13 protein-coding genes, 1 other RNA gene and 2 pseudogenes are annotated in these 21,615 nt (G+C 66.9%); all 16 read right to left on the reverse strand.

From position 1 onward, the window contains the following. Positions 1 to 206 precede the first annotated feature (206 nt). Entirely contained in the window at positions 207 to 2,501 is a 2,295-nt protein-coding gene (gene gspD / locus XarbCFBP7408_RS18125; RefSeq protein ID WP_104564142.1) for a type II secretion system secretin GspD, read from the reverse strand. Then, on the reverse strand, positions 2,498 to 3,289 hold the full coding sequence (xpsN, locus tag XarbCFBP7408_RS18130) for a type II secretion system protein XpsN (RefSeq protein ID WP_104564143.1): 792 nt from the start codon (positions 3,287 to 3,289) through the stop codon (positions 2,498 to 2,500). Before xpsN ends, gspD begins: the two co-directional genes overlap by 4 nt. Continuing rightward, a complete protein-coding gene (gspM, locus tag XarbCFBP7408_RS18135) occupies positions 3,279 to 3,932 on the reverse strand; it encodes a type II secretion system protein GspM (RefSeq protein WP_016901906.1) in 654 nt (217 codons plus the stop codon). Before gspM ends, xpsN begins: the two co-directional genes overlap by 11 nt. Then, positions 3,916 to 5,037 (reverse strand): PilN domain-containing protein, encoded by a 1,122-nt coding sequence (locus XarbCFBP7408_RS18140; RefSeq protein WP_104564144.1) that lies wholly within the window; start codon positions 5,035 to 5,037, stop codon positions 3,916 to 3,918. The genes gspM and XarbCFBP7408_RS18140 overlap by 17 nt, the downstream gene beginning before the upstream one ends. Then, positions 5,034 to 5,885 (reverse strand): general secretion pathway protein GspK, encoded by an 852-nt coding sequence (locus tag XarbCFBP7408_RS18145; RefSeq protein WP_104564145.1) that lies wholly within the window; start codon positions 5,883 to 5,885, stop codon positions 5,034 to 5,036. Before XarbCFBP7408_RS18145 ends, XarbCFBP7408_RS18140 begins: the two co-directional genes overlap by 4 nt. Then, positions 5,882 to 6,517 carry a type II secretion system protein J gene (locus XarbCFBP7408_RS18150; RefSeq protein ID WP_104564146.1) on the reverse strand — a complete coding sequence of 212 codons (636 nt, stop codon included), beginning with the start codon at positions 6,515 to 6,517 and terminating at the stop codon, positions 5,882 to 5,884. Before XarbCFBP7408_RS18150 ends, XarbCFBP7408_RS18145 begins: the two co-directional genes overlap by 4 nt. Continuing rightward, the gene (gene xpsI / locus XarbCFBP7408_RS18155; protein ID WP_104564147.1) at positions 6,514 to 6,930 is read right to left on the reverse strand and encodes a type II secretion system protein XpsI; all 417 of its coding nucleotides are present in this window, start codon (positions 6,928 to 6,930) and stop codon (positions 6,514 to 6,516) included. Before xpsI ends, XarbCFBP7408_RS18150 begins: the two co-directional genes overlap by 4 nt. Next, positions 6,927 to 7,436, reverse strand: a complete 510-nt coding sequence (xpsH, locus tag XarbCFBP7408_RS18160; RefSeq protein WP_104564148.1) for a type II secretion system protein XpsH — start codon at positions 7,434 to 7,436, stop codon at positions 6,927 to 6,929. The genes xpsI and xpsH overlap by 4 nt, the downstream gene beginning before the upstream one ends. A gap of 10 nt (positions 7,437 to 7,446) precedes the next feature. Further along, positions 7,447 to 7,878, reverse strand: a complete 432-nt coding sequence (gene gspG, locus XarbCFBP7408_RS18165) for a type II secretion system major pseudopilin GspG (protein ID WP_104564149.1) — start codon at positions 7,876 to 7,878, stop codon at positions 7,447 to 7,449. Between the two features lie 130 nt (positions 7,879 to 8,008). Continuing rightward, positions 8,009 to 8,084: non-coding RNA, sX9 sRNA (locus tag XarbCFBP7408_RS18170), on the reverse strand. 61 nt (positions 8,085 to 8,145) lie between these two features. Next, on the reverse strand, positions 8,146 to 9,363 hold the full coding sequence (gene xpsF, locus XarbCFBP7408_RS18175; RefSeq protein WP_039510376.1) for a type II secretion system protein XpsF: 1,218 nt from the start codon (positions 9,361 to 9,363) through the stop codon (positions 8,146 to 8,148). A gap of 175 nt (positions 9,364 to 9,538) precedes the next feature. Continuing rightward, the gene (gspE, locus tag XarbCFBP7408_RS18180; protein WP_029218997.1) at positions 9,539 to 11,266 is read right to left on the reverse strand and encodes a type II secretion system ATPase GspE; all 1,728 of its coding nucleotides are present in this window, start codon (positions 11,264 to 11,266) and stop codon (positions 9,539 to 9,541) included. Between the two features lie 129 nt (positions 11,267 to 11,395). Next, entirely contained in the window at positions 11,396 to 13,279 is a 1,884-nt protein-coding gene (locus tag XarbCFBP7408_RS18185) for a diffusible signal factor-reguated S8 family serine peptidase (RefSeq protein ID WP_104564154.1), read from the reverse strand. Between the two features lie 222 nt (positions 13,280 to 13,501). Continuing rightward, complete coding sequence (locus XarbCFBP7408_RS18190) at positions 13,502 to 20,257, reverse strand: ESPR-type extended signal peptide-containing protein (protein WP_429001793.1); 6,756 nt, start codon at positions 20,255 to 20,257, stop codon at positions 13,502 to 13,504. A 108-nt stretch (positions 20,258 to 20,365) separates the two neighbouring features. Next, positions 20,366 to 20,548 (reverse strand): annotated as a pseudogene (locus XarbCFBP7408_RS23540) (ESPR domain-containing protein); the annotation flags it as partial. A gap of 445 nt (positions 20,549 to 20,993) precedes the next feature. After that, a pseudogene (locus tag XarbCFBP7408_RS18195) lies at positions 20,994 to 21,518 on the reverse strand (PPC domain-containing protein); the annotation flags it as partial. Positions 21,519 to 21,615: the final 97 nt, after the last annotated feature.

The raw sequence follows: 21,615 nt of genomic DNA on the forward strand, positions 1-21,615 counted from the left end.
AGCATTATTTTTCGCGGTTACCAAAGCCCCTTCAATTGTTGAATATCTCGCAGTCCCATAGAAATCATCATATACTATTGAGTCCGCCAACGCATTTCCAATAAAGGTACAAAAAAGCAGTGCAACTGCTGTAAACCTCTTAACACCCCAACTTAAATTCGCCATAAAAACTCCTTTCATCCGTGTATTACACCCCTGCCTTTAAATCATTTTCTTTCTCGATCCAAAGGATGCATCGCGTTAAACTTTTTAGAATACTCATCTGTCAAATCACGACTTTGCTTCGGATTACGCACTATAGAAGGCGTGATGAGAACAATAACCTCGCGACGGCTCGTATTCTGTGTCTTACGTCCAAAAAGAGCACCAACAACAGGCAATTTACTTAGCAGTGGCAGACCATTACTACCATCAGAAGTACTATCGTCAATTAGGCCGGCAAGCATAATAGTATCGCCATCCTGCACCGCCGCCTCGGTTTTGACCCTCCTGGTATTTATATCAACATTGCAGGCTGCACTATTAACGCTAGTGGTAGTCGCAGCAGTGCATGCTGCAGGGCGAGCACCCGGCGTACTTACCTCCTGCACTATATCCAGAAACACCATCCCGTCCTTTGTTATCCGCGGCCGCACTCTTAAAATGACCCCCGTATCAATATATTGCACTGAAGAAACAGTACTATCGCTACCTAGACCCGTATTGATTGACGTCGAATTAATAGGAATACGAGACCCAACGTTTAGCGTCGCTTCGGCATTATTTCTAACAAAGATCGACGGAGTTTGAAGGAGCCTTAAATTTGTAATTTGATCCAACGCGCTAATAATCGCAGCTGCATTTTTCCCCAAGAAAGTCCATGAGAGTCCATTATTCGTGATACTTCCGGATAAATCACCCCAGATATTTCTTCCTGCAGCAGATGGTAATCCAGCCCCGCCACTTCCATCCGCGTTCACGCTCGCATTGACCGCATTCTCGAAGTACCAATTAACTCCATAGCTTAGCTGACCAGTCAGGCTCACCTCAGCCACCTGCGCTTCGATATGCACCTGCATCGGCATTACATCGAGCTTTTCGATGACGTCGCGGATCGAATTCCATGCTTGCGAAGTTGAACGCACCAGCAAGGTATTGGTTTCGGCAACTGCAGACACACCGACCTTGTCGCCTTCCACTTCCAGCGTCACCGCGCCATTGCCATTGCTGCGCGGCGACAGCTGCAGCGTGCCATTCCCCAGGCCACCACTGCTGCTGCCACTCCCGCTGCTACCGCCAAAGCTGCTGCCCGACGAGCTGCCATCGCCACTTTCGCCGATGCTGCCACCGGTAGTGCCGGAGCTGCCGCCCATGCTGCTGTCGCGGTTGCCGAGCGCGCCGCCAAGTACGCTGGTTTCCGCGCCCGGCGCCAGCGATGCATTGGAATCGCCGCCATTGCCACGGCCACCGAACACTTCGGAGAGACGATCGGCCAGGTCCTTGGCCTTGATGTACTTCAACTCGTACGAGAACAGCCGCACGCCGCCGCCGGCGCTGTCGATGCGGTCCAGCCACTGCTGGATCTGGTCCAGGTAGCGCGGCTGCGGGGTGATCACCAGCACCGCGTTGGCGTTTTCCAGCGGCATGAAACGGAACATGCCGGCGCTGGGTGTCTTGCTCTGTTCGCCGAACACCTTCTCCAGATCGGCCGAGACCTTTTCGGCCTTGCCGGACTGGATCGGGAACACGCCCACCGACATGCCCGACAGCCAGTCCACGTCGAAGATCTGCACGGTGCGCAGGTAGTTTTCCAGCTCGGCGCGGGTGCCCCCCAGGGTGATCACGTTGCGCGCCGGATCGGTGCCGACGATGGCGTTCGGGCGCGCGTAGGGCTCGAGCACCTTCTTCATTTCGCTGGCGGAGATGAACTTCAACGGCACCACGCGCACTTCGAAACCGCGCGCGGCCGACGGCGATGCGGTGCTGGGCGCGACGGTGCCGGCCAGCGCCTGGTCGGCCGGCACGATGTTGTAGCGGCCGCCGCTGAACACCATGCGTGCGTTGTTCCAGCCCAGCACCATTTCCAGCAGGTTCAAGGCCTGCGCCGGCGAGACCGGATTGGGCGTGGCCAGGGTCACGGTGCCCTGCACGCCGGGCGCGATGACGTAGTTCTGCCCGAGCATGTCGCCCAGGATCGCCTTGACCACCGCCTGCACCGACTCGCCTTCGAAGTTAAAGGTGGCGCTGCCGCTGCTGGCCATGCCCAGCGTCGGTGCCGGCGCGCTCGCCGCGCTCTGGTTGATCATGGTGCCGCTGCCACGCCGGATCACCGGGCTGGGCTTGGCGCTGGCATTGCCCTCGGCGCGCTGCTCGGCGGTGGTCTGGGTGGCGCCGGCAGCGCCGACTTGCGGATCCAGGCGCGCGTTGCGGCGCACGTCCGGTGGGGGAGTGGTGGCGCAACCGGCCAGCAGGCCAATCAGCAGGGACACGGGAAACAGGCGCGGCGTCATGCGTTCACTCATTGGGTCTGACCGGGGGTAGAGCCGCTCTGGCGCTGCTGTTGCAGCTGGCGGCGTCGGGCTTCGATGCGTTCGCGGATGGCGCGCATCTGATCGTCGGAGGGGCGTGGGGCTTCCTGCGCGCCATCGCTGCGCTGCGGCGCCACGGTCGGCGGTGCCTGGCCGCCAGGCTGTTGCACAGGGGTGGCGGGCTGCGTTTGCGGCGGCTGTGTCGGTGCCACTGCAGCAGCGTCGGGCGACGGCAACGGCGGAGTCGCAGCGGCGGCACCGCGTCCCGCAGCATTGGCGGTGGGCGGTTGCCCGCCCTGGCCGTTGAACACCTCAAGCTTCAACGTCTGCGTGCCGCTGGGGCCTTCGATGGTGGCACTGCGCGGCTGCAGCGCGAGCAGGCGCCAGCCCTTGACCGCTTCGCCGCCGAGCTGCACCCGCACCGAATCCTGCGGGTCCAGCGTCAGCGTGGCCATCTTGAAGTTGTCCGTCAGCAGCACGCCGGTCAGGCGCACCGTCGAGGCGGCGCTGCTGCCGTCATTGCCGGACAGGAAGAACGGATGCGGCAGGCGGTCTTCGGCGAAGGCCGGATGCGCGGCGATCTCCGAATATTTTTCGAACGCGCCCAGCCGTTCCGGTGCCGGGGCCGGCAGGGTGGGCAGGCGCTGCACCAGGGCCGGGTCGTCCGGCAGCAGCTCCACGCGCTTGCCCAGCCCGGCCACCGCAAGCACGCACACCAGCAGCGCCCAGCCGACCACGGTGGCCAGCAGCCAGGTGCGCAGACCGATCATGTCAAGGCGCATTGCTGGCCTCCGCGGCGTCGGGTGCGGCGGGCGCGGCGTCGGTGTTCAACGGCGCGGCACTGGCGCCGGGGCGCAGGTAGCCGGCCAGTTCGAAGGCGATGTCCAGGCCGTTGCCGCTTTCGTTGGGCGAGAGTTGGTAGCGCTGCGCCATCACGTTGAGGTTGTCCACGAACAGCCGCGGGGTGCCGTTTTCCAGGCTGTACAGCACCGAGGCCAGCTCCGGGGTGCCGCAGCGCAGGCGCACCTGCACCGCAACGCGGGTGAAGCGGTCCTTGCTTTCCGGCTGCAGCGGCGAGCGGTTGCTGATCGCGCAGCTGCGGTTGCCGGGGCTGGCTTCCACCACGGCGCGTTCCAGCCGCTGCACCAGGCCGGCCGAGGCCAGTTCGGCCGAGGTTTCCGGCAGGAAGCCCGGGCGGCTTTCCAGGGTCTGGCGCGCCTGCCGCAGCCGTTTGCTGACTTCCGGCGCCTGCTGCAATTGCACACGCACGCGCAGCTCGCGCTCGCGCAACGCTTGCAGGTCGTCCTGCACGGCGATCATCGGCTGGGTGAACCAGGGGTGCACCAGCACCAGATAGGCCACGCCGATCACCAGCAACAGCAGGCCCAAAGCGATCCAGCGATCGCGCTTAACGCTGCGTGGCATCGGCCGCCTCCTTGGCATCGGGGCCGGCCAGTTCGGCGGTGATGGTGAAGCGGTCGACGTTGCGACCGGCATCGCTCTGCAGCACGCCGGTCAGCGAGGGCGTGCGCCACAGTGGCGAGCCTTCCAGGCGCCGCACCAGCGAGGAGGCTTCGTTGCTCAATCCGATCAACTGCAATTGCCCGCCTTCGACCGAGAATTTTTCCAGATAGGTGCCAGCGGGCAGGCGCCGGCTCAGCTCGTCCCAGATCTCCACCGAGGTCGGGCGAGTGGCGCGTTGCTGCTGGAAGAACCGTGCGCCTTCGACCAGATCCAGCAATTGCTGGCGTTCGGCAGCGACCTGGCGTGCGCGTGCGGCGTTGGCCTGCACCTTGGCGCGCAGGTCGTCGGCAGCCTGGCGGCGATTGTCCAGCAGCAGCCAGCCGGCCACCGCCAGCAACACCAGCGCGGCGGCGGCAAGCAACAGATTCCAGCGCTGCATCGGGTCGCTGCGGCGCAGGCGGCGTGCCGGCGGCAGCAGGTTCACACCCAGCGGCAGGCCGTTGGCATCGGCCACATCGATGCCCGACAGCGCGCTGTTCCATGCGTCCGGCACACCGGCAGGGCCATCGATCATGCGCCGTGGCACCACCACCAATTCGGCATCGAGCTGGCCGTCTTCGCGCACGTCGAGCACGCGTGCATCGAAATACACCTGGTCGGCGGTGAACGGGGTTTGGCGGTCGATCTCGAAACGCGCCACATCCTGCAGGCGCGCCGCTGCCGCTGCAGGCAGGCGCAACGGCCGACGCAGCGCATGCGTGGCCGGCAGCAGCCAATGCCGCGGCAGGCCTTCCAGCGCGGTCGGCAGCAAGGCGTTCACTTCCTGCGGATGCACCGGCCACGGCAGGCTGGCAACGCTGTCGCTGCTGTGGTCGCGCTGGCGCAGCAACTGCAGCGTGTCGCCGTCCTGTTGCAACAACAGGCGTGCCTGCGACAGACCCAACTGCCATTGCCAGCGCTGCGGCAGCCAGGCCAGCAGCGATTGTTGCCACCAACGCCAGAAGCCTCCGGCTCCCGGCATGGCGCGTACGCCGATACGACCCAAGGTATCCCGCCATGCGGTCATTGCACTGCTGCTCCCTCTTCCCAACGCAACACGGTATAGGCCGACCCTGGTAATGCAGACGCGCTCGTCGACACGACCGCCCGCAACACAGCCTCGCGTCCCTGACTCAGTCGCGCCCGGCTCTCGATACTATAAGTGTCCGACCCACCGACCGTCGCCTCGCTGCCCGGCAAACCCGGCGGCGCGTCACGCTGGGCCAGCAGTTGCCGCGCATCCAGGCCCATCGCGGTCAGCACCGGACCCGGCGCAAAGCGCGCTTCCGGGCGCGAACGCCCGCTATACAGCGTGAGGTTGGGCAACAGCTTGCGATACAGCTCGCCATCCATGCCCAGCACCAGGCGCAACTCGCCCAGCGTTTCGAACGGGCCATCCTTGGCGCCGTACGGCAATCCGGCATCGGCATAATCGCGGTCTTCCGCGCCACCGCCGGGCTGGCTCAGCGAGTCGCCATCGCGCCAGTCGACGATCGCGCCGGCAATGCGCGTATCGCGGCCCTGTTCGCCACCGACCGCGCGTACCAGCCCGGCCAGCAGCGCGGGCTCGGCCATGTTCAGGTCCACCTTGCCGCTTTCGTCGGTGATGCGGATTTCCACCGTGGCATCGTCCATCTGCCAACGATAGCGCTGGCCGTCTGCCAGCCAGCGTGCCTGGGTGTCGGTGCTCTGCAGGCGGGACACTGCGTATTCCAGCCCGGAGCGCGCGTATTCCTGCGCCTGCGCGCCATTGCGCAGCATGCTGCCCTGCAGCGCTTCCACCCGCGCGGTCAGCGCGAATGCGCCGATCATCGCGGTGAGCAGCGCAATCAGCCACAGCACCAACACCAGCGCGGCACCGCGCATTGCGCTCATTGCCCCGCTCCCGGGTTGCTGGATTGCGGCAAGGCCACCACCAGCGGCGGCCAGGCGGCACCGCCGCTACGGATCTCGATGCGCACCAGCAACGGCAGACGGTCGTGCCATTCCCACTGCGGCAACCACGCGCTCAGGCGGCCGCTCTGCGGATCCATGCCGCGATACCGAAAGCTCACCTGCTGCACGTCGTCGGCGAGTGTTTCCGGCGGCAGCGTGGTGCCCTCTTCGATCGGCTTGCCCGATTGCAGCATGGTCAAGGCGATCCGCAGCGTGCGCTGCTGGCCATCGCCGGCCACCGACAGGTCATGCAGGTACGGCCCGCCACGGCCCAGGTAATCCGGCACATCGGCGGCAAACCGCAGACGCTGCGGCTCGCCGATGAACAGCATCGGCTGCTGACTCTGCGGGTCGATGCCCATCGCGATCGGCAGTGCCGCCGCCAGCCGCCGGCGCAGGAATTCTTCCACCGCACGCACGCGTTCGCTGCGCTGGGCGATCGCCTCGCCGCGCTGGCTGACCGCACTGGCCGAACGCAAGGTGGCGAACGCCAATGCCAGCCCGCCGACCAGCAACATCGTCGCCAGCAACACTTCGATCAAGGTGAAACCGGCACTGCGCGAGCGCCTCATGGCGCGCTGCCCGGTTGCGCCGCAGCCACCAGCCTCAAGGTGCGCCACTGCAGGACCTGATTGGGCTGCTCGCCCCAGCGCACCACCAGGGTCAGCTGCAGCAGCGTGTGCGCACCGGGGGATATCGGCGCCTGCGGATTGCGTCGCGGCTCGTCGTACGGGCGCACATCCATCGACCAGCGGAAATGCCCGTCTTCGAAGGTGCCTTGCTGCTGCTCGGGCAGCAGCGGCTTGTCCATGCCCTGCGCCGCCAGCAACGACTGCGCATGCAGGGTGGCGCGCGTGCTCTCGTCGGCCGCGCGCACCTGACGTGCGGCACCTGACAGCGATCCCAGCAACAGGCTCAACGCCAGCGCCAGCAACGCGAAGGCGACGATCACCTCGATCAGCGTGTAGCCGCGCTGGCGCTTCATGGCGCCGGCGTCCGCAACTGCCCGGAACGCACTTCGCCGGTGATCCAGCCCACGTCCACACGCCAGGTCGCGTCCTTGACGCGCAGATCGATGCGCCCGCCGGTGGACGCGCCATCGGGGAAGAACTGGATGGCGCCCTGATCCTGCCGCGACTGCACCTGGCGCGCGCCGGTGAAGCGTACCTCCAGCGAGGACGGCAGATCGCCGTGGTGGCCGCCGGGTGCTTCCCAGCGGCGCTGCTGCGGATCGATCAGAAACCGCTGCGGGGTGCCGGTGGCAATCGCCTGGGTGCGCGTGTAATGCAGCTGCGAGGCGATCGCCTTGCCGGCGGTGCGCAGGCGCATGCCGTCGATCCCGCCATTGAGCGCGGCGGCGGCCAGCACGCCGGCCATCGCGATCAGGGCAATGACCAGCAACATCTCCAGCAACGAACTGCCACGCGCGCGGGGACGACCAGGGCCGACCACTCCATGCGGATGACGCAACGGCTGAGACGCAACGCGCATGGCGAACGGCTTATTGGTACTTGATGTCCGCGTCGTAACTGCTGCCACCGGGGCGGCCGTCCTTGCCCAGGCTGATCAGATCGAACGGCTGGCCATCGCCGGGCACGCGGTATTCGATGGTGTGGCCCCACGGGTCGTTGAGTTCGGCCGGCTTGGCGTACGGGCCCAGCCAGCCGCTGCTGCCGCCCGGCTGGGTCACCAGGTCATCGAGCTTGCCCGGCAACTTGCCGGTGTCGAGCTGGAAATTCTCGATCTTGCCGGCCAGGGTCTGGATCTGCGACTTGGCCAGGTTGGCCTTGCCGCGATCGGCACCACCGAGCACGCGGCTGCCGACCAGGGTCAGCACCGCACCGATCAGCACGATGACGATGATGATTTCCAGCAGGCTCATGCCGGCCTGGCCTGCGCGCGACGGACTACGGGTGATGGAGCGCTTGATCATGAACGATTTCCTTGCACGTCGATGAAAGATGCTGCCGCCTGAAGATGACACGGCGGGCATTGCAATGGTTCCCGCATGGGTGTCGCGCGGTCACCGGAACGTTGTCGTGAATCGGTTTGAGCCTGAGGGTGGCTGGCAAAACGTAGCGAGCAGTCGCCAGGTGGGCGCGGACGGCGCACAGGAACCGCAGTGTACGAGTGGTACATGAGGATTCCGAGCACCGGCCGCGTCCGCCTGGCGACTGCGCAGTTGCTTTGCTGGCCGCTCTCAACCGATGGCATTGGTCAGGTCATACAGCGGTACCAGCACCGAAATGATGACAAGCCCCACCACCGAGGCCAGCACCAGCGTGATCAACGGCACCAGCGCGGCCAGCGCGCGGTCGATGGCTTGCGCGGTTTCCAGCTCGAAGGTGTCGGCGGTCTTGAGCAGCATCGTGTCCAGGGCGCCCGATTCTTCGCCGACCTGGATCATCTGCAGCGCCAGCCGCGGGAAGCGCTTGCCGCGTGCCAGCGACATCGCCAGGCCATGGCCGTTCTTGACGTCGTCGGCCGCGGCGTCGACATCCTCGACCAGCGCCAGATTGGACATCACGTTGCGCGCAATGCCGATTGCCGCCAGCAGCGGCACGCCGTTGCGCAGCAAGGTGCCCAGGGTGCGCGTCAGCCGTGCGGTTTCCAGCCGTGCGATCAGGCTGCCGACCACTTTCTGCCGCAGCAACCATTCGTCCAGCGCGGCACGGAACGCGGCATTGCGGCGTTTGCGATCCAGCCACAGCCCCAGCACGCCCGGCACCACGATCAACACCAGCCACCAGTCGCGCACCAGCAGGCCCACGCTCAACACCGCCTGGGTGAACCACGGCAAGGCCACGTCCAGGCTTTCGTACATCTGCGCGAACTGCGGCACCACATAGCCGAGCAGGAACAGCAACGCGCAGCCGACCACCGCCAGCAGGATCGCCGGATAGATCAATGCGTTGATCACCTTGCCGCGCAGCGCACGGCTGCGCTCCAGGTAATCGGCCAGGCGCTGCAGCGTGTCCTGCATGCTGCCGCCGGCTTCGCCGGCGCGCACCATGTTGATGTAGAGCTTGGAAAACAGCCCGTGCTGGCGTTCCAGTGCCGAGGACAGCGGCGCGCCGCCACGCACGGTGTCGCGCACATCGCCGATCACGCGCCGGCTTTTGTCGTCTTCGGGCAGATCCATCAGGATCGACAACGCACGGTCCAGCGGCTGGCCGGCACCGATCAGCGTGGACAACTGCTGGGTGAACTGCACCAGCGCGGCGTTGTCGAACGGCTTCTTGCGCAGCAGCATGCGCAGCGACGGCGAGTCGTTTTCGCCGGTGGCCAGGCGCGTTTCCACCGGCAGGTGGCCCTGCTCCTGCAGGCGCAGCGCAACATCCGCGTCGCTGGCCGCTTCCATCTGGCCATCGAGCATCTCGCCGTGGGCGTCGAGCGCTTTGTAGCGGTACAGGGGCATCAGGCTGGACGGCCGGGAGTGGGGATTCGGGATTCGGGAATCGGGAAAAGCAGGATCCTGCGCTGCGTTGGCGCCACCGGGCGCGCACGCGAGCGTACACAACGCATTGCCAGGACGCTGCTCTGCTTATCTTCCGACCCTGAGCACCCGATGCTCGTTGTGGCTGCGTTGACTCTCACGCATCCTCCGTCACGCGCAGCACTTCTTCGATGGTGGTTTCGCCGCGCAAGGCCTTGGACAGGCCGTCCTCGTACATGGTGCGCATGCCGGCCTTGCGCGCCAGTTGTTCGATCTCGCCCATGCCGGCGCGGCGCATCACCGCGCGCCGCAGTTCGTCGTTCATCACCAGGAATTCGACGATGGTGGTGCGGCCCAGGTAACCGGTCGGCGCGGCAGCCGAGGCACGCGGACGATACAGGTAGATCTCGCCGTCCGGTTGCAGCCGGCGCAGGTTGAAGCGTTCGATCTCTTCCGGCGATGCCAGGTAGCGCTCGGCGTTGGCCAGGTCGAGTTTGCGCACCAGGCGCTGCGCCAGGATGCCGTTGATGGTGGAGGTGAGCAGATAGTCTTCCACGCCCATGTCGAGCAGACGGGTAATGCCGCCGGCCGCGTTGTTGGTGTGCAGCGTGGACAGCACCAGATGGCCGGTGAGCGCGGACTGGATCGCGATGCGCGCGGTTTCCAGATCGCGCATTTCGCCGATCATGATGATGTCCGGATCCTGACGCACGATGCTGCGCAGCGCGTTGGCAAAATCCAGCCCGATCTGCGGTTTGGCCTGGATCTGGTTGATGCCTTCGATCTGGTATTCCACCGGGTCCTCGACGGTGATGATCTTCACGTCCGAGGTGTTGAGCTGGCTCAACGCGGTGTACAGCGTGGTGGTCTTGCCCGAACCGGTCGGGCCGGTCACCAGCATGATGCCGTGCGGTTGCTCCAGCACCTTGCGGAACTGCGGCAGAAACTCTTCGGTGAAGCCGAGCTTGTAGAAGTCGAACACCACCGTTTCGCGATCGAGCAGGCGCATCACCACGCTCTCGCCGTGCGCGGTGGGCACGGTGCTGACACGCAGGTCCAGCTCCTTGCCCTGCACGCGCAGCATGATGCGGCCGTCCTGCGGCAGCCGGCGTTCGGCGATGTTGAGCTTGGCCATGATCTTGATGCGGCTGATCACCGCGGCGGTGAGCTTGGCCGGCGGGCTTTCGCCTTCCACCAGCACGCCGTCCACGCGGTAACGCACCTTGAGCCGGCTCTCGAACGGTTCGATATGGATGTCCGATGCGCGCAGTTCCACCGCGTGCTGGATCACCAGATTGACCAGCCGGATCACCGGCGCTTCGGACGCCAGATCGCGCAACGCTTCGATATCGTCGCTGCTGTTGGCATCGCCATCGGCGGTTTCCACGATGGTGCCCATCGCGCTGCGGCCCTGGCCGTACCAGCGTTCGATCAGGTCATCGATTTCCGAGCGCAGGCCGACCTGCAGCAACAGCGGGCAGCCGGTCGCAAGCCGCACCGCGTCGATCGCGTAATCGTCGTAGGGATCGGCGATCCACAACTCCAGCCGGCCATCGCGTTCGCCGACCGGGCATAGATGAAATTGTTTGAGGAAGCGCAGCGACAGCCCCTGCACTTCCGGCAGCATTTCCGGTGGGGTATCGCCGAGCTGGCGTGCATCCACCAGCGGCAGACCCAGTACATCGGCGCAGGTCTCCGCATGATCGCGTTCGGACACCAGGCCCAGACGGCCCAGCAAGGCCAGCAGGCCCATACCGGATTCGGTCTGCAACTGGCGCGCGCGCAGCAGATCGGTGTCTTTCAGGCGACGGCGTTCAAGCAGCGCTTCGACGATGCGTGTCTCCGCACTGCGATGCTCAATTGGATCGACGGCAACCGCGTTCACACTCGTCTCCACTGGTCCGGCGCCGACTGTAGCAGTTTGCCGCGACGATCAACCGCACGCATCTGAATCGTCCTGAAAAACGATGCCCCCGGTAGTTGGCCGGGGGCCTCGGTCACACTCCGGGACGGCTTACTGTCGTGCGACGAGCGTCAGCTTCGCGTAGTCGGCAGCGCCCACCAACTTGATGTAGTACGTGCCCGCCTTGGGGGCAGTGAAACGCACGGTTTCGCTGTTGCCCGGGCGGGTCGACTTGGCGTCGTAACTGGTGGCGCTGGGCTCGGCCTCGAAGCTGACGTACACCGACACATCGCCGGTGCCGCCATAGGTCATGAAGCTGAGCACGGCACCGGCCTTGGCTTCGAAGCTGTACAGCGTGGAGCTGCCACCGACACCGCTCAGGCCGGTCAACGGGGCCTTGTTGGTCAGGGCGATGGCGGTCGGCGCGCAGCTCTCGGTGGCCGGGTCGCAGGGCTCCACCAGCACCGCCTCCAGCGCGGCCTTGGCATCGACGATGCCGCTGCCGATCGGGGTGCTGGCCGGCGGGGTCACCGGGAAGCGACGGCTGGTCTGCTTGAGCAGGGCTTCCACCGCGGCCGGGGTCAGCGGGCCATCGCCCAGACCGATCGCCGCGCTCTGCACCAGGGCGACGACACCGGCCACGTGCGGCGATGCCATCGAGGTGCCACCCAAACCCATATAGGTATAGGTTCCCGAGGTCGGCGTGGTCGCACCGGTGTAGCCGGCCTGCCAGATGTAACCGCCCGGATTGCCATCCACGCTGCCACCGCCGCCCGGGCCGGACAGGTCGACCTTGCTGCCGTAGTTGGAGTAGTAGGTGATGCCGCCGGTGATGCGCGTGGCACCCACGGTGATGGTGTTGTTGCAGCTGGCCGGCCAATGGTTGGCCGCATCCTCGCCGCTGTTGCCGGCCGCCACCACCACGGTGGTGCCGCGCGCGACCGCGCCGTTGATCGCCAGCTGGGTGGCCGAATCGCAGGGCTCGCCGCCACCCAGGCTCATGTTGATCACCTCGGCCGGGTTGGTGTTGGCCGGCACGCCAGCGACCGTGCCGCCGGACGCCCAGACGATCGCATCGGCGATGTCGGAGGTGTAGCCGCCGCAACGGCCGAGCACGCGCACCGGCAGGATGGTCGCCTTGGGCGCCACGCCGGCCATGCCTACATCGTTATTGGTCGCCTCGGCCACGGCGCCCGACACATGGGTGCCGTGCCAGGAGCTTTCCTGCGCCACCGAGCCGGTGTAGCAGACGTTGTCGGCCTCTTCCCAGTCGCCGTAATCCAGCGCGCCCGGCACGCGGGCATCGGTGGGACGACGCGAGACTTCGGCATCGGTGATGAAGTCGTAACCCTGCAGGATGTTGCCGGCAAAGTCGGGATGGCCCGGCAGGATGCCGGTATCCAGCACGGCCACCACCACGCCCGCGCCCTGCGACAGATCCCAAGCGGCCGGCGCATTGATGCCGCCGTTGGGGTTGCTCAGATGCCACTGGTACTGCGCGTACAGCGGATCGTTGGGCACCAGTTGCGGGGTCACGTCGGTGGCGGCGACGCTCTTCTTGATCTCGACCGGGCGCAGCATGCGATCGATCTGCACGTCGGCCACGGACGGGTCGTTCTTGAGCTCGGCCACCACCTTGTCCACCTGGGCGGTGGTCAGCGTGCTGGACAGCTTGATCAGGTCCGAGCCGATGCCGAGCGTGCGCACATACGTCGCCTTGGCGGCGGCTGCGCTGCTGCGTGCGCCGGTGCTCGCACCGACACGGCCGACCGCAGCCTGTACCGCGCTCAGCTTGCTGGCGCGATCGGTCGCGGCAGCAGTGTTGTCCTTGTAGCGCACGATCAGGCGGCTACTGAACGCAGCGCCGGCCGATGCTGCCTGGGTCGGTTCCTTGACCAGCAGTTTCGGGGCAGCAGCGAGCGTGCCCGATGCACCGAGCGCCATCATCAGGATGGCGCCGGTCAGCGGGGAGAGACGGAAATTCTTGTCGATCACGGTGAAGTCCTCTTCGTGTTTTTCGTCGATCAGCTGGGAGCGGCTCTCGAAACTGCGGCGCAACTGCGATGCAGCGCGCCGCGTTCGATCAGCCACTCCCGGTAAGGCCATCACTCCATCGAATCCGTTGGCCGGCCCAGCCACGGTCCTTGCCCGCCCCCCCAGGCCTTGCTCTGGCGCGGCGGCGCACATCGGCGCCGCCGCGTGTCATGCAGCAGCGCGTTACCAGCCGAAGCCGGCACCCACACCGATCGAACGGTCGTCACCGCTGAGTGCGCCGCCCACCGTCAGGGTGGCGCGCGGGCTGATCGCACGCTGGTAGCCCACCGACAACGCCGACTCGCCGTTCTGGAAACCGACGCCGGCACCGACGCGGTTCTGCGTGGCGATGCCACCGACGCTGGCGGCCATGTTCAACATCGCCGAACTCATCGCGCCCTGACGATCCAGGCGACGGTTCTGCCGACGCAGGCGGTCTTCGATGTCGCCCTGGTAGGTCTCGAAGCTGTCGGCCATCGCGTTGTAGCGGCTGTCGGTATAGCTGTTGGCCGCGGCAACGCCGTTGTCCAGCTGGCCCTTGTTGACCGCATCGGTGGCACGTGTGCCGGCGGCCACGTTGGCCACCTGACGCTCGCCGCCGACGCTGCCCACCGACACCGTGTTGGCGCGATCGGCAACCGACCCCTGACCCAGAGCGACCGCACCTTGCGCGCTGGCACGTGTGCCCTGGCCGATCGCCGTGCCGGAGGCCGCACTGACCTGCGCGCCCTCGCCCATCGCCACCGCATTGGTCGCCACCGCCGCGATCTGCGTGTTGGCGCCGACCGCGGTGCTGCCATCGGCATTGACGCGTGCGTTGCTGCCGATCGCGGTGTCGTTGGGGCCATGCGCATACGCGCTGCCGCCGATCGCCGTGCCGGTCACGTGGTTGGCCACTGCAGCCGTGCCCACGGCGGTGGACGTTGCGGCCGGGGTGATGCTGCCGACCACTGCGGCGGTCGGCGTGCCCTGCACGCCTGCGCCGGTATCGGCAACGGCGTTGCCCGATGCGCTCACCGCGCTCGTGGCCACGGCAGGCACCCCTGCAGTGCGCAGCGACAGCGTGCGTGCCGCGGTGCTGGCCGTTGCGGTACCGCCGCGCGCATCCAGCTCGGTGACCTTGCTGTCCAACGCGGTCAATGCCGCACCGACGTTGTTGTAGCCGGCACCCTGGATCACGTAGGTCGGCGCCACGAACACGCCCTGCGCACCGATCGCCGCGCCACCGCCGAGGAAGCTGGCGGCGTTGCTGAGCGACTGGAACAGCTGGCCGCCGTTGATCGCATCGGTACTGGCACCGGCAATCGCACCGTTGCTGACATTGACGATGCGGCGCGTGGCCGGGCCGCCGCGCCCGTTGCCGCTACCGATCGACACCGTGTCGGCGTCGTAGCTGCGCGAGCCCGAGCCCAGCGCCACCGAGTCCGCCCCGCTGGCACCGGCATTGGCACCCAGCGCCACCGCGTTGGCACCGCTCTGGCGCACGAAGGAGTTGTAGCCCAGCGCCACACCGTTTTCGCCGATGGAATTGGTCTGCCGGCCCATCGCGGTGCTGTTCACGCCGCTGGCGCTGCTATCCACGCCCATGGCGCTGGCGCCGGTGGCCGAGGCGCGGCTGCCGGAGGCGATCGCCACGCTGCGTGCGCCGCTGGCGGTGGCGCCGGCGCCTGCGGCAGTGGCGCGCTCACCGGTTGCGCTGGCCACCCCTTCGCCGGTGGTTTGCACCATGCCGTTGGTGGTCTGCACATCGGCCGCCAGGGCATCCAGCTGGCCCTTGTTGACCGCATCGGTCGCCGCCTGGCCGTCGCTGACATTGACGATGCGGCGCGTGGCCGGGCCGCCGCGCCCGTTGCCGCTACCGATCGACACCGTGTCGGCTTCGTAGCTGCGCGAGCCCGAGCCCAGCGCCACCGAATCGGCACCGGTCGCACCGGCATTGGCACCCAGGGCCACACCGTTGACCGCGCTCTGGCGCACGAACGCGTTGTAGCCCACCGACACCGCGTTCTCGCCGATCGCGTTGACCTGACGACCGACGCCGGTGCTGTTGATGCCGGTCGCCGAGGCATCCACACCGACCACGCTGGCGCCGACCGCATCGGCGCGGCTGCCGCCACCCAGGGCCAGCGTATTGTCGGCAAGGGCCGCCGCGCTCTGACCGAGCGCGGTGGCATTGACGCCGTCGGCATACGAATTCCAGCCGATGGCGGTGGTGTAGTCGGCCGTGGCCCACGCGCCCGCACCGAATGCGGCGGCGCCGGTGCCGGAGGCACGCGCCGGGATGAAGCCGAAGAACGTGCTGCCGCCGACGGCCACGCTTTCTTCGCCGGTGGCTTCGCTGAATTCGCCGACGGCCACTGCACTTGCGCCGGAGGCCAGTGCGGCGGCACCCACGGCGGTGCTGTAGTCGCTGGACGCAACCGCGCCATAGCCCAGCGCCGACGACAGCCTGCCGCTGGATTCGCTGTAGCCACCGAACGCGGCGCTGCCGACATTGGAGGCGGTGCTGCGGAAACCGGCCGCCGTGGCCTGGTTGTCCGACGCCACCGCTTCGCTGCCCAGCGCGGTCGTATAGGTCGAAATCGCCTGCGCGCCGGCACCGTTTGCGCTGGCGCCGACCTCGCTGGCCAGGGCATTGCTGCCGACGGCGCTGCTGTTTTCGCCGGTGGCCTGGGCGTTGTTGCCCACCGCTGCTGCGCCGGTTCCGCTGGCCAGCGCACTGACGCCGACCGCTGTTGCGTTATCGACCACCGCCTGCGCACCGGCACCCAACGCCGTGGCGCCGCTACCGGTGGCATTGGCGCCCTCGCCTGCGGCCAGCGCGTTGTCGCCCTCGACGTAGGCGCCGGCATCGCTGTCATCGCTGCCGCTGGCCTGGAAGTACTTGCTGGTGGATTGCGCGGTTTCGGCAACGGCGTTGAGCTGATCCAGATTCACCGCATCGGTGCCCTGCGTACCGGCGGCCACGTTGGTGATCTGACGCTCGTTGCCGGCGCTGCCCACCGAGACCGCAAAGTCGCGATCGGCCACCGAATCGGCACCCAGCGCCACGCTGCTTTCGCCGGTGGATTCGGCAAAATTGCCCAGCGCGGTGCTGTTGAGACCCGGCGCCCACGCCGCGCCGCCCACTGCAGTGGAGAAATCGCCGGAGGCTTCGGTGGGCAGCAAGCCGAGCAAGGCACCACCGACCGACACGCTGTTATAGCCGCTGGCCACACTGCCCTGGCCGGCCGCCACGCTGTAGGCACCGGTGGCGGTTGCATCGCTACCCACGGCCAGCGTGCTGGAACCGCTGGCGGTGCTGAAATTACCCAGCGCGGTGCTGTTGAAACCGCTGGCGCTGGAATAGCCACCTAAGGCGGTGGTGTAGTTGCCGGTGGCTTCGGCACCGAAGCCGAAGGCCGCCGCGGTGGTGCCGTTGGCCACGCTTTCCGCACCGACGGCAGTCGCCGATTCGCCACTGGCACTGGCGAAATAGCCCATTGCGGTGGATTCGCTGCCTTGCGCCTCGCTCAACGCGCCGACTGCCAGCGAACCATCGCCATACGCGCCGGCCGCTGCACCGAGCGCCGTGCTCTGCGCACCGGCCGCTTCGCTTTCGCCACCCACGGCCACGGCGTAGTCGCCGCTGGCCTGGCTGAAGGCACCGTTGGACACGCTGCCAAAACCGCTGGCCGCTGCGTTGTAACCGGCTGCATTGGCGTATTGCGCCGTGGCGCTGGCACCGCTGCCGATGGCCACGGCACCGATTGCGGTGGCCTGGCTGCTGGAACCGAAGGCGCTGCTGTAATCGCCATCAGCCGTAGCATTGGAACCAGCTGCGGTGGCGTCTTCGCCCTGCGCATCGGCAGTGCCGGTTCCGGTGCCTGCGAACAACCGCGCAGTGGTTTCAGCAGTGCCAGCCACGGCGTTGAGCTGGTCGAGATTCACCGCATCGGTGCCCTCGGTGCCCGCTGCAACATTGGCGATCTGACGCTCGCTGCCAGCCGTTCCGACCGACACCGTGTTGGCGCGATCGGCGAGCGAACCCGCACCCAGCGCAACGCTGTTGTCGGCGTATGCCACGCTTTCACTCCCGATGGCGGTGCCGCCCTCGCCCCATGCCACGCTGGTCAGACCCAACGCAGTGGATGCGGCGCCATTGGCGATGCTTTCGTAGCCGACCGCGGTTGCACCGCGGCCGCTAGCGATACTGCTGCTGCCAACGACGGTGCTGGACTCTGCCGAGGCAGTGCTGTTGAAACCCACCGCAGTGGCGTTGGCGATGCTGGCATTGGCATTGCTGCCGACGGCCGTGGTGCCGTCTGCAGCGGCCTGGCTGCTCGCACCAAGCGCGATGCTGTCGTCGCCCGACGCATTGCTGGAGTCGCCCAACGCAACAGTGCGCTCGCCGAAGGCAGTGCTGTTTGCGCCAATCGCGGTGGATGCACTACCGCCGGCTGCGGCGTTGGCGCCGAAGGCAGCACTATCGGCACCGAATGCCACGCTCGCACCACCCACGGCGGTGCTGGTGTCGCCGAACGCCACGCTGCCCGCGCCCAGCGCAGTGGAGTCCGCCCCATTGGCGATGCTTTCGTAACCGAGCGCAGTCGCGCCGCTGGCACTGGCAACACTGCCGGCACCCAGCGCCGTGCTGTTGTCGGCAAGCGCCGACGCATCGGAACCTGCCGCAACGCTGTTGGCGCCGTCGGCAATCGCCGTGCCGTCACCGGTGGCGACGAACGTGCGCGCGGTGTTGGCGGCGCCATCGGACACTACCGTGAGCTGATCCAGATTGACCGCATCGGTGCCTTCGGTACCGGCGGCGACATTGGTGATCTGACGCTCGCCGCCAGCCGTGCCCACCGACACCGTGCTGGCGCGATCGGCCACTGCGCCGACGCCGAGCGCAACGCTGTTGTCGACCGAAACCCGCGCGCTGTCGCCGATTGCGATGCTGTCAGCGCCTTCGACGAACGCTTCGGCGCCCAGCGCAATGCTGCGATCGCCGTATCCGACCGATTGCGAACCGAGGGCGATCGCACGTCCACCACCGGCATAGGCGTTATCGCCCACGGCCACCGAGACGCTGCCGCTGGCGGCCGAGGTGATGCCCACCGCGACGCTGCGCGCGCCGTAGGCCGTGCTTTCCGCACCCACTGCGGTACTGGTGTCACCCCAGGCCACGCTGGCAAAACCCAGCGCGGTGGATTCGAGACCATTGGCGATACTTTCGAAACCGATCGCGGTGCCGCCGCGGCCATTGGCCACGCTGGTGCCTCCGACCGCGGTGCCGTAGAAACCCGATGCCGTGCTGTCGGCACCCACGGCGGTGGCATAGCGGTCGCTGGCGATACTGTTGAAGCCCAGCGCGGTGGCATTGTTGACATTGGCAACCGCACCACTGCCGACCGCAGTGGTGTTGACCGCTGACGCCAGGCTGCTCGACCCCAGCGCAGTGCTGTAATCCTCGTAAGCCGATGCATTGGAACCGGCCGCAACGCTGTCCACGCCTTCGGCAAGCGCAGCGCCCTCGCCGGTAGCCACGAACGTGCGCGCGGTGGTGGCGGCGACGTCGGACACGGCGGTGAGCTGATCCAGATTGACCGCATCGGTGCCTTCGGTACCGGCGGCAACGTTGGTGATCTGACGCTCGTCGCCGGCCGCACCCACCGACACGGTGTTGGCGCGCGTGGCCACCGAATTGGCACCCAGGGCCACCGAGTTGGCGCCGCGTGCGGTGCTGTAGTAACCCAGCGCGGTGCTCAGCTCGCCGCTGGCCCAGGATTCCGGGCCAACTGCGGTGGCGCCTTCGCCAGGCGCATAGGCGAAGTATCCCACCGCGGTGGCTTCGGTGCCGGAGGCTTCGCTGAGCGTGCCCACTGCCGTGGTGTAGGTGCCCGATGCGATCGCACCGGCGCCGAGCGCAGTGGAGGCTTCGCCGCTGGCCTGGGTCTGCACGAAGAAACCCAGACCCGGGATGTAATCGACCGGACCACCGACAGCGGTGCTGCTGGTGCCGCTGGCGCTGGTCTGCGTGCCCACGGCGGTGGCGTAATCGCCTGTCGCATTGGCCACCGCACCGAACGCGGAAGACTGCGTCCCGGCCGCATACGCACCGACGCCGAACGACGAGGCGGCGAAGCCATCGGCATTGGCGCTGGCGCCGACTGCGGTTCCGCCGACGCCGGCGCTGGTGGCGCCGGTGGTGACCGGCACGCCGCCGTTGGTGACCAACGGCTCGCCGTCTTCGTCCACCGCAGCACCGCCCACGGCCACGCTGCCGGGGCCGTTGGCCTTCGCGTTATGGCCGAATGCCGCGCTGTTCTGCCCGGAGGCGAGCGCATTGGCGCCGACCGCGGTGGCATTGTCGGCCACCGCATTGGCACCGGTCCCCAGCGCGGTGGTCGCCGTGCCCACCGCATTGGCGGCATCGCCGGCAGCCAGCGCGCTATCGCCTTCGACATAGGCACCCACGCTGTCTTCGCCCGGGCTCGCCTTGAAGAACAGCGCGGTGTCTTCGGCCACATCGGCCACGTCGCGCAACTGCGCCACGTTGACCGCGTCGGTGGCGTTGACGCCGGCAGTGACGTTGGTGATGCGGCGCGTGGCCGGGCCGCCGCGGCCAGTGCCGCTGCCGACCGACACCACATCGTCTTCGTGGGTGCGCGAGCCTGCGCCCAGCGCCACCGAGTTGGCGCCGGTCACACCGGCGTTGGCACCCAGCGCCACGCCGTTTTCGCCGCTCTGGCGTACGAAACTGTTGTAGCCGATGGCCACCGCGTTTTCGCCGATCGCATTGGTCTGGCGGCCGATCGCGCTGCTGTTGACGCCGCTGGCGCTGCTGTCGGCACCGCTGGCGAGCGCACCGGTGGCGCTGGCGCGACTGCCGGCGCCGATGGCGGTGGCATTGGCGGCAGGTGCCGACGCGCCGCGGCCGACCTCGACCGATTGCGCCATCGCAGAAAGGGGGAGTGCGATGCCGGCGCTCCCCAGCGCCAGGGCGATCGCGGCAACCAGGCAACGGCTCTGGCGGCGGTCGATGAATGCGGCGCTGCTCACTGCGCCCGGGCTGTCGCCGCTGGCCAACTCCGATGCCACGGCCCACACGCCTAACGATTTGTTCCAGACCTTGCGATAAATCCGATTCATCGACGCACTGCTCCTGAATGTTGGGACTGGTTTTTTGACGAACACCCACCATCGCGAGGCCTTCCAGCCGCTGCGGTTCCCCGTGGTGATTGGCGCCATGGGCCAAATGGCGGTGCGCGGGAGGCTGCACCCTGGATAGTCAAAAAGTGAACGCTACCCAACCATAGAACTGAGCGGAGTGTTAACAGAGGTTAAATCGGACGTCAAGTTTTTGACAGAAAGCGAAGCTGCGTGTGCTTTTCATCACAGTTCCGCTTGCTTTTGTTGTTTTTTTGATAATTCTTTGGAAAACAGCGATCTAGGTCATGTCTTGCGAGACATTTCCAAGCTGAATGCGCATGTCCGCAACAGACAAAAAAACCCGCTGGCAGGACGCCAGCAGGCTTGGTTGCGCAAAACCGCGCGACGAATAGGTCAGGAATCGGGCCAGCGCTCCCCGCGCCGACGGCTCAGCCCGTCATGGTCCACGCTGCGACCGGTTCGACCTGCATCGCTGCGCCAGGAAACCGACACACGGACCCCCGTCGTGCCGCCGGGTGTCGAATCATTGGCGCGCCAGCAGGCTCACTCCATCGAAGCTGCTGCCGTCGAGCCGGATGAAATAGGTTCCGGCACGCGGTGCGGTGAAGCGCACCGTCTGGCTGGTCCCGCTGCGGCGGGACATACCGTCGTTGTCGGTCGCGCTCGGCGCGCGGCCCAAGGCGACATACAGCGCCGCCTGCCCGCTGCCACCGAAGCTGATGAAGCTCAGCACCGCACCCGCATTCGCTTCGAAGGCGAACACGCCAGCATCGCCGGCCGCATTGGACACGCCGCGCTCGGGCACGCTGTTGCGCAGCGTCTGCGCGTCCAGTTGGCAACTCACATCGCCGCTGTCGCAGCGGCGCAGTGCGCGATCGATGGCCGCGCCGGCATCCACGATGCCGCTTCCGGCCGGCGTGCTCAACGGCAACTGCACCGGAAACGCGCGTGCGCTGCGCTTGAGCAGGCGCTCCAGCGCCGCAGGTGTCAGCGGCGGCTTGCCGTCGGCGATCAGGGCGCTCTGCACCAGCGCGGCGGTCCCCGCCACAGGTGTAATGACCCAGTGGTTTCTGCACAGGTCATGCCGCTAAAGCATAAGCCTCGGCGGGTGTCTTCATTCCCAGCGCCTGGTGCGGACGCCGGTG

This window comes from Xanthomonas arboricola pv. guizotiae (genome assembly GCF_002940205.1).
Lineage (GTDB): Bacteria > Pseudomonadota > Gammaproteobacteria > Xanthomonadales > Xanthomonadaceae > Xanthomonas > Xanthomonas arboricola_C.